The following is a 15038-nucleotide window of genomic DNA, read 5'->3' on the forward strand; positions in this document are numbered from 1 at the left end:
ACGGTACTTGTTGTTTTTACAATAGACCAAGTTTGAAGTGAATAATTTCTGTGAATGAACGATTTAAGTCGGAAATGAGTTCGTACCCCGAACAACAATACATATTAAGAAAAATAAATTCTGACCATTGTTAGACATAAGGTGGTTTTATGGTAAAGAACGATTTACAAGAGAAAATAAAATCAGTTAATTATCCACCTCTTTCAAAAATCAAATTAAAATCCGCAGAGGAAGTAAGAGAATTTGCCGAAAACATAATCAATACTGTGCGGGAACCTTTACTCTTATTGGATAAAGAGTTAAGAGTAGTAAAAGCAAGCCATTCATTCTATGATTTCTTCAAGGTAAGCACCGATGAAACAATTGGAAAGCTTATATATGATCTGGGAAATCACCAATGGAATATACCTAAACTGAGAGAACTGCTGGAGACAATCCTTCCCGAGAAAACAACATTCGACAACTATGAAGTTGAACACGACTTTTCTACAATCGGTAAGCGCATCATGCTTTTGAATGCCCGGAAAATTCAAAAAGGATCGGGAAAAGAACAGATAATTCTTCTTGCCATTGAGGATATCACCGAACGTAAGCAGATAGAAGCCGGACTGGAAAAAACCCGCAAAGAACTTGCGGTTATTAAAATATCGGCAGATGAAGCAAGTGAATTCTCTGAGAACGTCATTAACACCGTGCGGGAACCTTTACTTTCTTTGGATCAAGATCTCAGGGTGGTCGCGGTCAGCCGTTCCTTCTATGAATTTTTTAAGGTGAAGCCTGAAGAAACTGTGGGACAGCTTATCTATGATCTGGGAAATAAACAGTGGAATATCCCCAAGCTGCGGGAATTACTGGAAACCATCCTTCCTCAGAAGGCATCCTTTGAGAATTATGAAGTTGAACACGATTTTGCTACCATTGGCAAGCGCATCATGCTTTTAAATGCCAGGCAAATTGAAAGAACATCCAAAACAAAAGAACGGATCATCCTTTTGGCTATAGAGGATATAACCGAACGTAAGGAGATAGAAGCCGGTCTGGAAAAAACCCGTAAGGAACTTGCGGTTATTAAAATATCGGCTGATGAAGTGAGTGAATTCGCTGAGAACTTAATCAACACTGTGCGGGAACCTTTAATGGCACTGGATCAAGAGTTAAGAGTAGTAAAAGCCAGCCGTTCATTCTATGAATTCTTTAAAGTAAGTTCCGATGAAACGATTGGAACGCTTATTTATGAACTGGGAAATAACCAGTGGAATATACCTAAACTAAGAGAACTGCTGGAGACAATTCTTCCCGAAAAAACTACATTCGATAACTATGAAGTTGAACACGACTTTTCTACAATCGGCAAACGCATCATGCTTTTGAATGCCAGGCAAATAGAAAGAGCCCTTGGAAAAGAGAAAATAATTCTTCTTGCTATAGAGGACATTACCGAACGCAAGAAGATAGAAGCCGGTCTGGAAAAAACCCGTAAAGAACTTGCGGTCATTAAAAAATCCGCAGATGAAGTAAGTGAATTTGCAGAAAACATAATCAACACTGTGCGGGAACCTTTACTTTTGTTGGATAAAGAGTTAAGAGTAGTAAAAGCCAGCCGTTCATTCTATGATTTCTTTGAGGTAAACTCTGATGAAACAATTGGGAAGCTTATTTATGATCTGGGAAATCAACAATGGAATATACCTAAACTAAGAGAGCTTCTGGAGACAATCCTTCCCGAAGAAACTACATTCAATAACTATGAAGTTGAACACGACTTTTCCACAATCGGTAAACGGATCATGCTTTTAAATTCCAGGCAAATTGAAAGAGCCCTTGGAAAAGAGAAGATAATTCTTCTCGCTATTGAGGACATTACCGAACGAAAGGAGGTTGAAGCCGGTCTGGAAAAAACCCGAAAAGAACTGGCAGTCATTAAAAAATCCGCAGATGAAGTAAGTGAATTCGCAGAAAACATAATCAACACTGTGCGGGAACCTTTGCTTTTATTGGATAAAGAGCTTAGAGTAGTTAAAGCCAGCCGTTCATTCTATGATTTCTTCGAGGTAAACTCTGATGAAACAATTGGGAAGCTTATATATGATTTGGGAAATAACCAATGGAATATACCTAAACTGAGAGAACTGCTTGAGACAATCCTTCCTGAGAGAACAACATTCGATAACTATGAAGTTGAACACGACTTTTCTACAATTGGTAAACGTATAATGCTTTTGAATGCCCGGCAAATAGAAAGAGCCCTTGGAAAAAAGAAGATAATTCTTCTTGCTATTGAGGATATCACCGAACGTAAGGAGATAGAAGTTGGACTGGAAAAAACCCGCAAAGAACTTGCGGTGATTAAAAAATCCGCAGATGAAGTAAGTGAATTCGCAGAAAATATAATCAATACTGTGCGGGAGCCTTTACTTATATTGGATAAAGAACTAAGAGTAGTTAAAGCAAGCCGTTCATTCTATGATTTCTTCGAGGTAAATTCCGATGAAACAATTGGAAAACTTATATATGATCTTGGAAATCATCAATGGGATATACCAAAACTGAGAGAGCTTCTGGAAACAATCCTTCCTGAAAAAACAACCTTCGATAACTATGAAGTTGAACACGACTTTTCTACAATCGGTAAACGCATCATGCTTTTAAATGCCCGGAAAATTCAAAGAGGATCGGGAAAAGAACAGATAATTCTTCTTGCCATTGAGGACATCACCGAACGTAAGGAGATAGAAGCCGGACTGGAAAAAACCCGCAAAGAACTTGTTGTGATTAAAAAATCCGCAGATGAAGCAAGTGAATTTGCAGAGAGTGTTATCAACACTGTGCGTGAACCTTTAATTGCACTTGATCAAGATTTAAGAGTAGTTAAACCCAACCGTTCCTTCTATGAGTTCTTTAAGGTAAGCCCTGAGGAAACAGTGGGAAAGCTAATATATGATCTGGGAAATCACCAATGGGATATTCCTAAACTAAGAGAGTTGTTGGAAACCATCCTTCCTCAAAAGACAACATTTGATAACTATGAGGTTGAACACGATTTTTCTACAATTGGCAAGCGCATTATGCTTTTGAATGCCCGGCAAATTCGAAGAGGAATTGGAGGCAAAGAACGGATAATTCTTCTTGCAATTGAAGACATTACAGAACGTAAAAAAAATGAGAACGAACTTTCAAAAGCAAAAGCAGAAGCCGAACGGGCAAATGTTGCAAAGAGTGAATTCCTTTCCCGTATGAGTCACGAACTTAGAACACCAATGAATTCAATTCTCGGCTTTGCACAATTAATGGATATGGGAGAACTGAATCCGGCTCACAAAAAAGGTGTGAATCAAATCTTGAAAAGCGGAAAGCATCTTTTAAATTTAATAAATGAAGTGCTCGATATGTCAAAGATTGAAGCTGGACGGCTGACTGTTTCACCGGAGCCAGTTGAGATTTTTGGTATTATTTTGGAAACGATTGATATTGTTCGTCATCTCGCTGATGAGAATCAAATCAAGCTCGAAGCAGATGCTTCAACTATTGAAAGACTCTTCATAAAAGCAGATCATCAGCGTTTGAAACAAGTTCTTCTGAATTTAATTACTAATGCAGTTAAGTATAATCGGCAAGGCGGTTCGGTTAAGGTTAAATGTAAAATACGGAAATCAGTATGTAATCCCACAGAAGCGGAATCTTCGCTTCGCTACAATATGGAGAATGGGGAAGTGAAAAAGGAGAATGTAATTAGGATTAGTGTGATTGATACTGGAAAAGGTATTGCAAAGGAATACATTGAAAAACTTTTTAATCCATTCGAACGCATTGGTGCTGAACGAACAGAAACCGAAGGTACCGGACTCGGATTAGCCATCTCTAAAAAATTGATGGAAGCAATGGATGGAAAAATTGGTGTTGAGAGTATAGCCGGCAAAGGAAGCACTTTCTGGATTGAACTGCCGCAGACGGAAAGTCAAAAGAATCGCTACGAACGAATAAATGAATTCTCAAAACCGGAAGATGAAATAATACAGAAAAGCAGAACTATTTTGTATATAGAAGATAATCTTTCGAACATACAGTTAGTTGAACAGATTTTAGTAATGCATCGTCCGTCGATTAATTTGATAACAAATATATATGGTAAAAATGCAGTTCAATTTGCAATTGATTACAAACCGGATTTAATTATGCTTGATCTAGATCTGCCAGACATGCATGGTAGTAAAGTGATAAAGCTGTTACAGGCAGAACCGAGAACAGCGGAAATACCGGTTATTATTCTCAGCGCGGATGCAATGACAAAACAGATCGAGCAATTAATGGAAAGCGGGGCTAAAGATTATCTCATAAAACCGATTGATGTTGTGCAATTTTTGAAAGTAGTAGATGAGTGGATGAGGGAAAGCAGTAAGGTGTAGAGAAAAGTGAGTATGGAGAAAAGAGTTTATAAAGGATTTAGGGATTTGATTGTTTATCAGGTGGCTTTCAAATTGGCTTTGGAAGTTTTCGAAATATCTAAATCATTTCCGAAATAAGAAAAATATACTCCCATAGATCAGATTCGGAAATCATCAACAGCTGTTTCTGCAATAATTGGAGAAGCATGGGTTTATACAAGATATCCTAAATCTTTTATTAGCAAACTTATTGATTAAAAAGGAAAAGCTGCTGAAGTTTGGATTGATTTTGAACAGCTCATAATTATTCGAATGCATAAAAACAAAAATATTTTTTAGATAAATATGATGAAGTTGGAAGAATGTAAAAAAGTATAATTACTCAACCGGAAAAATTTTGCAAATGAAAAACTCGATACTCTTTACGCAGTTCTCACAACTTAACAGAAAAGAGAGTTTAAAATGCTAATTGATAATTTAACTGGAAAGAAACAATGATAGATTCATCACTAAAAAATGCAAACATACTAATTGTAGATGATCAACAGGCTAACCTGGATGTTCTTACCGGGTTGCTTGATGTAAAAGGTTTTACAAACTATACAACAATTAAAGATTCTCGGCAAGTTATGAGTTTGTTCGAAGAGTTCCATCCGGATTTAATTCTGCTTGATCTGAACATGCCGCACTTAAACGGTTTTCAAGTAATGATGCAATTGAAAGTTCATATTCCAGCCAATACATACTTCCCCATATTAGTACTCACTGCCGATATAACTCATGAATCTAAACAAAAAGCGCTTGCCGGAGGCGCAAGTGATTTTCTTGCAAAACCGTTTGATTTGATAGAAGTTGACCTTAGAATAAAAAACCTTCTTAATGCCCGATATCTTCACCAACAATTAGAAAATCAAAATCTGATTTTAGAAGAAAAGGTGAAGGAAAGAACCAAAGAACTTGAAAGGAGAAACATAGAATTACTGGCAGCAAAAGAGCAAGCCGAAGAGTCGGATAAACTGAAATCTGAATTCCTTAATCAGATGTCGCACGAAATAAGATCTCCATTGAATGATGTTTTGAGTTTTACAAATTTATTAAGAGAAGAATTCGTAGAAAAACTAACACCGGATTTTTTAGACTATTTTGGTATTGATTCTGCCGGTCATAGACTGATTAGAACTGTTGATTTAATTTTGAATGTATCTGAAATGCAAGTGAGTACATATGAACCATCTTTTAGAGAATTTGATTTACTAAAAGAAATTATTGGAAAAATTATAAATGAGAATAAGGAAATAATAGAAGATAAGGGACTTAAATTTAATTTCTTCTCAGTTCTTTCAGAAGCGGTGATAGTCGGTGATCTATACAGTATCTACCAAATATTCGTGAATTTAATAGACAATTCTATTAAGTATACAAAGAAAGGATACATTTCGGTTAACGTTTCAAAAAATGAACAAGGAATAACTGTCAGTATCGATGATACCGGAATAGGTATATCAGAAGAATTTTTGAAAATAATGTACCACCCGTTTATGCAAGAGGAGAGAGGAAACTCTGAAAGATATAATGGAAACGGCTTAGGTTTTTCACTCGTAAAAAAATATTGCGATTTGAACAAAATAGCTCTTATGGTAGAATCAAAGAAAGAGGTAGGAACTAAGTTTACTCTGTTTTTTACTTGTCCAAAATAATTAAATAAATTGAGAACCTATTATTACACTCTGGTAACTAAAATGAAATGAAAAATTTCTTTTGATTAAATGAAAAATGCAACCACTAACAAATTGCTCAACAAAGACGTCGTTTTTCAATACGGAGTTGTTTTAATTATTACGTTGTGACTATAAACTAAGTTGCTCTTTAATATTTGAGCTTTACCCAAATGGTAGATACAGAAAAAAAGTATTAGATTATTTATATGGAGTTGCTCATGAAATTTAGAAGAAGACAATCTAAAATGTTAGGTGATAATTTAACTGGAAAGAAACCATGATAGATTTAACACTTAAAAATGCAAACATACTTATTGTAGATGATCAGCAGGCTAACCTGGATGTTCTAACTGGGCTGCTTGATGCTAAAGGTTTTACAAACTATACAACAACTAAAGATCCTACGCAGGTTATTTGTTTGTTTGAAGAGTTCAATCCGGATTTAATTTTGCTTGATCTGAACATGCCACACTTAACCGGTTTTGAGGTGATGATGCAATTGAAAGTTCTTATTCCAGCCAATACTTACTTCCCCATATTAGTACTCACTGCCGATATAACACCGGAATCTAGACAAAAAGCGCTTGCCGGAGGCGCAAGTGATTTTCTTACAAAACCATTTGATTTGATAGAAGTTGACCTTCGAATAAAAAATCTGCTTAATGCCCGCTATCTTCATCAGCAATTAGAAAATCAGAATCTGATTTTAGATGAAAAGGTGAAGGAAAGAACCAAAGAACTTAAAAAGACAAACATAGAATTAATAGCTGCTAAAGAAAAAGCCGAGCAGTCAGATAAACTGAAATCCGAATTCCTCAATCAGATGTCGCACGAAATAAGATCTCCAATGAATGTCGTCTTGAGTTTTTCAAATTTATTAAGAGAAGAGATGTTAGAACAAATAACACCGGATTTTTTAGGATATTTTGATGGAATTGATTCTGCCGGTCATAGACTGATTAGAACTGTTGATTTGATTTTGAATGTTTCTGAAATGCAAGTGGGTACATATGAACCATCTTTCAGCGAATTTGATTTATTAAAAGAAATTATCGGAAAAATTATAAATGAGAATATGAAAATAATAGAAGATAAGGGACTTAAATTTAATTTCCACTCAAACCTAACAGAAGCCGTGGTATTTGGTGACCATTACAGCATCTTTCAAATATTTGTGAATTTAATAGACAATTCTATTAAGTACACAAAGAAAGGATACATTTCGATTAACGTTTCAAAAAATGAACAAGGCATTAATGTTAGCATAGAGGATACCGGTATAGGTATATCTGATGAATTTATGAAAATGATGTACAATCCTTTTATGCAAGAGGAGAGAGGAAGCTCTAGAAGATATGATGGGAACGGTTTAGGTCTTTCACTCGTAAAAAAATATTGCGATTTGAATGGAATAAATATTACGGTGGAATCAGAAAAAGGTGCAGGAACTAAGTTTACTTTGGTTTTTACCCGTACAAATTAATTATATCAACGTAGTAATAATTTACCCGGAAGCAGCGTGATGAAAAGAAAAAATAAATTGCTAATCGTAGAAGATGATGGATTAAATCAAAAGGTCTATAAAGCTACTCTACCAAATTATTATGAGTTAAAAATCTGCGGTAATGATGAAGAATTTTATGCTGCGCTAAAAGAAAATGAGTACGACTTATTCATAATCGATTTAGCGCTGAACTGCGGAAAAAACGGAATTGATTTGGTAAGGGAGCTAAGGAAAATGGAAAAATACAAAGACACACCAATTATAGTTATTACTGCATTCGCGTTTAGAAAAGACAAAGATATTTCTATGTCTGCGGGTGCAACAAAGTTTATTAGTAAACCCTTCAATAAAGAAACTTTGTTAACGGAGATAAAAAAATATTTTAATTAGTTAGCAATATTTAGAACCATGTTCGTAATTAATTTTCAAATATCACAAGCGATTTATCAAAGATTACAAACAATATACAATCAGGAAAAGGAACAATAGGAAGGCTGTTAATGGATCATTCGGTGGTTCAAAATTTCGATTCTACTTTAGTTAATTTGACAGAAGGTTCATCTGGGTTTAGAATACTTATGGATTAGGCAAAAAAAGTTAGCTGTTGTGGGGTTTTCAAAATTTGAAAATTTAAAATAGAGTTTGATAATTTTTTGTAAAGTTAGAAAGAATATCCTGTTCAATAATAAATTGGTAAAAAACCTAATAGAATTAGGGAAATGAATATTCGAAAATTAGAAACGTAAAATTATAGTTTAAAATATTTACTCAACAATAATTCCTTTCATTAAATCCGATAACGTCAGGGATTGACTCATCCAAAGGATGTAGTCCTATTTTCATCCTTTTGCTCTATTGATATACCTTTTCACTATTCACAAATTATACTATTAAAAAATCCGATTGTTTTTAATTGAAAAAACGTCTGCAACGTATTGGGATTATTGTGGTTTTTGGAAACAGTGTGAATTTAGTTGTCAAAAGGCAGTAACCGAAAAAGAACATAATTCTTTTACACAATTAAAGGCGATGTTCATTACATAAAGGAGAGACTCAAGCCGCAAACACGCCTGTGGGAACCCACCACTATGTGGGCGGTTTCTAACTATAATAACAATGACAAGAATCTCAAAAACAACCTATTAGTATTTCGGTAGCTAACAAATAATTTAATTAGGAGAACGCATGAAAAACATATTTATCGGTATTCTTAGTATAGTATTCTTTGTTTTCATCAATGGTTGTTCCCGTAATACAGACCCTCAGGTCCGCATCCGGAACGAACAGTTGAACAAAGTCAAAGTGAATATACAGACATCAGGAAGCAACAAATTCAGCATTGACGATATCGAACCCGGGCAAACAACGGAATATCAAACCGCTCCTGAAGGAAATATTACTGCGACTGCTGTTTTCCAGAATGAGTCGGTATCGTTCCTTGCCGCAAAGAATACTCATTACACAATTGTCATTAGTACAGGCAAACCACCTTTACTTCGTATCGATCAATAATTGTGTGAATATATAAGGATAAACTTGTAAATGCATATGAGCTTGGAAGTAGCTGATTATTCTTTTTTGAAGGAACTCCGCAAAGGATTGTTAAATGTATTCTAAATGAATAAAGTACAATTAATTTTCGCGATGGAATCTTGACATCATAGGAAGGTTATATCACCCAAAAGATGTAGTTCCTTTTTCATCCCCTTGCCCTATTTACAAGCGCAAAACACATACGTAACTTTTTAACAGTAAATAACGAAAACTAATTTATCTGAGGAGTTAATTTATTATGAACAAAATGAAAAACTATTTTAAGGTTTGGTTAATACCACTGCTACTAGTGATAATTATGGCTAGTTGCGACAACAGAGATGGAATCACTTTTCCCCCGGTTGTCACTACACCAACAGTGAGTTCAACAAATCCTATTAATGCCGCAACAGATGTGGCTTTCAATAATAAAATCACTGCAACTTTTAGTGAAGCGATGGACTCTTTAACAATTACCACCGCATCATTTACATTGATGCAAGGTACATCGTTTGTATCTGGTACTGTGTCTTATACAGGCACCACAGCCACTTTTGCACCGTCAAGTAATCTTGCGCCAAATACCATATATATAGCAACGATTACAACAACGGCTAAGAATCTTGGAGGCAGCGCGTTGGCAAAAAACTATGTTTGGAACTTTACAACAGGTGCAGCAGCTGTCGTCACGCCACCTACTGTAAATTCTACAGATCCGGTTAATGCTGCCACAGGTGTGCCTATCAACCAGAAAATTGCCGCAACTTTTAGTGTGGCTATGGATGCAACAACTATTACAGCATCGACATTTACCTTGTTACAAGGTACAACGCCAGTTTCCGGCTTTGTATCCTACACAGGTACAACGACAATTTTTGCACCGGCAAGCAATCTCGCACCAAATACCGCTTATACAGTCACGATTACAACCGGGGCTAAGGATCTTGCTGGCATTGCTCTGGTAAATAATTATGTATGGAGCTTCACAACGGGCGCAACAGTAGTCATCACTCCACCAACTATAAGTTTTACAGACCCTGCTAATGCCGCAACAGGTGTGGCTTTCAACCAGAAAATTGCAGCAACTTTTAGTAAAACAATGGATGCCTCAACTATTACCAATGCAGTATTTACTCTAATGCAAGGTACAACACCAGTTTCAGGCTTTGTGTCCTACTCCGGTACAACTGCAATTCTTGCTCCGGCAAGTAACCTCTTACCAAATACTGAATATACAGTCACGATTACAACCGGGGCTAAGGATCTTGCAGGCATTGCTCTGGCAAATAACTATATTTGGAAATTTACAACTGGCGCAGCAGCAGTTATCACGCCACCCACAGTAAGTTTTACAGATCCAGCTAATGTTGCAACTGGTGTGCCTTTTAACCAGAAAGTAGCTGCAACTTTTAGTAAGACAATGGATGCTTCAACTATTACAACTGCAACATTTACCTTAATGCAGGGTACTACATTTGTATCTGGTACCGTAAGCTATATTGGTATTACAGCGACTTATATACCATCTACCAATCTTGCACCAAACACAACATACACAGCCACGATTACAACCGGGGCTAAGGATCTTGCAGGTAATGCTTTGGTAAATAATTATGTATGGAGCTTTACAACAGGCGCGGGAGCGGTAATCACTCCACCAACTGTAAGTTTTACAGATCCTGCTAATGCTGCCACTGGTGTACCTTTGAACCAGAAAATTGCCGCAACATTTAGTAAGACAATGGATGCTTCAACTATTCAAACATCGACATACAGCTTAATGCAAGGTACAACTCCAGTTTCAGGCTTTGTGTCCTACACTGGCACAACTGCCACTTTTGCACCTGCAAGCAACCTCTTACCAAATACTGAATATACAGCCACGATTACAACCGGGGCAAAGGATTTGGCAGGCACTCCTCTTGTAAATAACTATGTTTGGAAATTCACAACAGGTGCAGCAGTGGTCATCACTCCACCTACAGTAAGTTCTACGGATCCTGTTAATGCTGCCATAAGCGTACCTTTGAACCAGAAAATTGCCGCAACTTTTAGTAAAACAATGGATGCCTCAACTATTAGTACAGCAACATTTACCTTAATGCAAGGTACAACACCAGTTTCCGGCTTTGTGTCCTACTCCGGCATAACTGCCACTTTTGCACCGGCAAGTAACCTCTTGCCAAGTACTATATATACAGCCACAATTACAACCGGGGCTAAGGACTTGGCAGGCACAGCTCTGGTAAATAACTATGTATGGAGCTTTACAACAGGAGCAGGAGTGGTCATTACTCCACCTACAGTAAGTTCTACAGACCCGGTTAATGCTGCCACAGGTGTAGGCTTAAACAAACAAATAGCCGCAACTTTTAGTAAGACAATGGATGCCTCAACTATTAGTACAGCAACATTTACCTTAATGCAAGGTACAACACCAGTTTCCGGCTTTGTGTCCTACTCCGGTATAACTGCCACTTTTGCACCGGCAAGCAACCTATTACCAAATACTATATATACAGCCACAATTACAACCGGGGCTAAGGACTTGGCAGGCACAGCTCTGGTAAATAACTATGTATGGAGCTTTACAACCGTTATCCCATATTCAATAACGTTATCATCAAATCCATCGGAAGGCGGAACTACAAATGGAGGTGGTACATATAATCCAGGCTCTTCAGTAACAGTAACCGCAACACCAAATCCAGGATACACATTTACTAACTGGACAGAGAACGGAATGGAAGTATCTACAAATGCAAATTATCAGTTTAATATAAGTGGAAACAGAACATTAATAGCAAACTTTAGTGCTATACTGTTACAGTATACAGTAACGCTATCATCAAATCCATCAGCAGGCGGAACTACGAATGGAGGAGGTACATTTAATTCAGGCTCTTTAGTAACAGTAAATGCAACACCAAATCCAGGATACACATTTACTAACTGGACAGAGAACGGAATGGAAGTATCTACAAATGCAAATTATCAGTTTAATATAAGTGGAAACAGAACATTAATAGCAAACTTTACTGCAGGAGGACCAACGATAGATCTTGGAGCGGCAGAAACTTTTGGAGGTTTTGGAGGCACTGCTGGATTAACCAATCAAGGAATCTTTACGGTTGTTAATGGAGATATTGGAAGCACTGCTGCTTCTACTTTGATAACCGGATTCCACGATACCGGCGGGAATGTGTTTACTGAAACACCACTTAATATCGGTACAGTAAATGGAACAATAAACTGTGCACCACCAGCTCCGGGCACTGCTGAAAAATTTGCAATAGCTCAGCAGGCTTTGGCTGATGCCACATCAACATTCAATTACCTCGCCGGTCTTCCGGGAGGTCCTGATCCAGGTGCGGGTGAACTAGGTGGATTAGTTTTAGCCCCGGGTACCTATACTGCTGCTGCAGGAACATTTAAAATAACTTCCGGCGACCTCACTCTCGATGCTCAAGGTAACCCGAATGCCGTATGGGTCTTTCAGATGGCAGCATCACTAACAGTAGGTCAAGCCGGACAAGCCCGTAGCATTATTCTTGTTGGCGGCGCTCAAGCTAAAAATATTTATTGGCAGGTAGGCAGTGCAGCCACTATTAATGGAGCCGGGGGTGGCACCATGGAAGGTACTATAATATCATATTCAGGAGTTACCTTCTCTACTGCAGGTAACGTTATATTAACAACGTTGAATGGCAGAGCATTGAGTCTTATTGGTTCAGTTACAATGGTGAACACTATCATTAATATTCCTTAATCATGAATGGTTTAGGTGAGGAGGTACTATCTCCTCACCTTATATTTTTAAAATGAGCGCAATATATAGGCTCCACTGCTTGGAGAATAGATCGGAAATTGATTTAATAGTATTGAGTTAAACAGAAATTCAATATTTCAAAAATAATAAAGGAGTCATGAAATGAAAAATATTTTAATAACGCTTGCTTTTATATTAACTATTGGCGTTGGCGTTTCTCAAGCACAGACAGCAACCGATAGTTGGGCATTCGGTTTTGGTTTAAGTTATCCGAGATTATACTCGGTAAACGTAACCTCAATAAACTCTAATTTCGGAGCGTATCTTTCAATCCAACGAAATTTTTCTGAGCATGTTGGATTAAGGTTGAAAGGTGGTTATTCTTACATGGAAGGACAATGGATCGATGCATCTTCTCAATTAATTAAAGGAAGAACAAACCTTTTAACAGGCGATCTTGATTTGCTATATTATTTTTCTCCATGCGAATCGGTTTCACCTTATCTTTTTGCTGGAATGGGCGGTAATTATAAAAAAATAAATAACGCACAAACACCATTTCCGGATGATAACAAATTTGGGACACAATTAAATGTAGGTGCCGGCGGGGAATTTAAGCTATTTCCAAATTGGAGTTTAGTAACAGAGTTTGGTTATCATGTTACAAACAATTCAGAACTTGACGGCACTATTGCCCCGACTGAGTTAAATGGACGCGATTCATATATAGTTCTTAGCGCAGGCTTAAATTTCTATTTTGATAAAGGCAAACCATCAAAGCAGTGCGAGCCTTGTCAGGGAATGACCATGGAAATGAAAGACATGACAGATTATAATAAAATTGAAGATATGATTGTGAAGCATATACCTAAAGAAGTTATAAAAGAAGTTATTAAAGAAGTTCTTGTTGATAAATATATTGTAGCAATTTCAGATGACAGATTGGTACTGGTTGGTGTAAATTTCGCGTTCGATAAATCTGATCTTTTACCGGAGTCATACCCTGTGCTTGATAAGGGCGTGAAGTTATTAAACGATAAACCCAATGTTAATGTTGAAATCGAAGGCTATTGTGATTATATAGGCTCCGATGCTTATAACCAAACACTTTCAGTAGAAAGAGCTCAAACAGTTAAAGCTTATCTTGTTTCTAAAGGTATAGCTGAAAACAGACTTACAACTGTTGGTTACGGAAAAACCAATCCAATTGCAGATAACGAGACAGAAGAAGGCAGAGCATTGAACAGAAGAATTGTGTTTAGAATTATTAAGTAACTAAGTTTTTTTAGCAATGTATTAATATTCCTGTAACTTAATGTTAAAAGGACTCTAATGGGAATTTTGATTCAATCTAGATAAACCAACTGAAACTATCTAAGGTATAAATAATTTGTCATGGCTTAGCCATTACTACATAACTAACTACTATAAAGGAGAATCTAAAAATGCGAAGAATCTGTTTTGCCATTTTAATTTTGGGAATTTTAATTGTTTTTGCGGTTCCTCTAAAAGCGCAAGTAAGTTTTAATCTCGGCTTTAATTTAGGTATCCAGCCAGCATGGGGACCCACTGGTTATGATTATGTTGAATATTATTACTTGCCGGATATTGAAGTCTATTACAATGTTCCTCAACATCGTTATTATTATAATGATGGAGGACGCTGGATTAACAGATCATCCTTACCTTCACGTTTTCGTAGTTATGATTATTATAATTCTTATAAAGTAGTTGTGAATGAACGTGAACCTTGGCGAAATCATGATAACTACCGGGAAAAATATTCCTCTTTTAAAGGTAGACACGACCAGCAGCCAATCCGTGATAGTCGGGATTCAAAATATTTTGCGAACAAAAACCATCCTGAACATAATCAGTGGGTTAAGCAGCAAAAGCATGATAATGGTAATCGCGATGGGTGGAATAAAGGGAATAATGACAACGAAAGAAATAAAGCTAACAAACAAAATAATAAGCGTGATAGAAAAGAAAACGGCAAGAAAAAAAGATAAAAGGATTGCAGAATCAAATAAATTGAAATCCGGTTTTGAATTAGCTGTGTTATTACGATGACATAACTGATAAGTAATTTAGAATGAACAATGAATTTCTCAATCAGGGAATTAATTATT

General features: G+C 36.6%; 8 protein-coding genes. All 8 read left to right on the top strand.

Features of this window, described 5'->3' with window-relative positions:
• The first annotated feature begins 149 nt into the window (after nt 1-149).
• The 8 genes from NTX22_07400 to NTX22_07435 all read left to right on the top strand — a co-directional run bounded on the left by NTX22_07400 (nt 150) and on the right by NTX22_07435 (nt 14918).
• Nucleotides 150-4403, top strand: a complete 4254-nt coding sequence (locus tag NTX22_07400) for a PAS domain-containing protein (GenBank protein ID MCX6150327.1) — start codon at nt 150-152, stop codon at nt 4401-4403.
• A gap of 473 nt (nt 4404-4876) precedes the next feature.
• Complete coding sequence (locus tag NTX22_07405) at nt 4877-6079, top strand: response regulator (protein MCX6150328.1); 1203 nt, start codon at nt 4877-4879, stop codon at nt 6077-6079.
• A 298-nt stretch (nt 6080-6377) separates the two neighbouring features.
• Entirely contained in the window at nt 6378-7583 is a 1206-nt protein-coding gene (locus tag NTX22_07410) for an ATP-binding protein (GenBank protein ID MCX6150329.1), read from the top strand.
• Nucleotides 7584-7622: 39 nt separating this feature from the next.
• Nucleotides 7623-7994: a response regulator gene (locus NTX22_07415; GenBank protein MCX6150330.1), complete on the top strand. Its 372-nt coding sequence runs from the start codon at nt 7623-7625 to the stop codon at nt 7992-7994.
• Between the two features lie 912 nt (nt 7995-8906).
• On the top strand, nt 8907-9116 hold the full coding sequence (locus NTX22_07420) for a hypothetical protein (protein ID MCX6150331.1): 210 nt from the start codon (nt 8907-8909) through the stop codon (nt 9114-9116).
• A 280-nt stretch (nt 9117-9396) separates the two neighbouring features.
• On the top strand, nt 9397-12906 hold the full coding sequence (locus NTX22_07425) for an Ig-like domain-containing protein (protein MCX6150332.1): 3510 nt from the start codon (nt 9397-9399) through the stop codon (nt 12904-12906).
• 162 nt (nt 12907-13068) lie between these two features.
• Nucleotides 13069-14181 carry an OmpA family protein gene (locus tag NTX22_07430; protein ID MCX6150333.1) on the top strand — a complete coding sequence of 371 codons (1113 nt, stop codon included), beginning with the start codon at nt 13069-13071 and terminating at the stop codon, nt 14179-14181.
• Between the two features lie 170 nt (nt 14182-14351).
• Complete coding sequence (locus NTX22_07435) at nt 14352-14918, top strand: hypothetical protein (GenBank protein ID MCX6150334.1); 567 nt, start codon at nt 14352-14354, stop codon at nt 14916-14918.
• Nucleotides 14919-15038 lie beyond the last annotated feature (120 nt).

The sequence above is a fragment of the Ignavibacteriales bacterium genome, assembly GCA_026390815.1.
Taxonomy (GTDB): Bacteria; Bacteroidota; Ignavibacteria; order Ignavibacteriales; family SURF-24; genus JAPLFH01.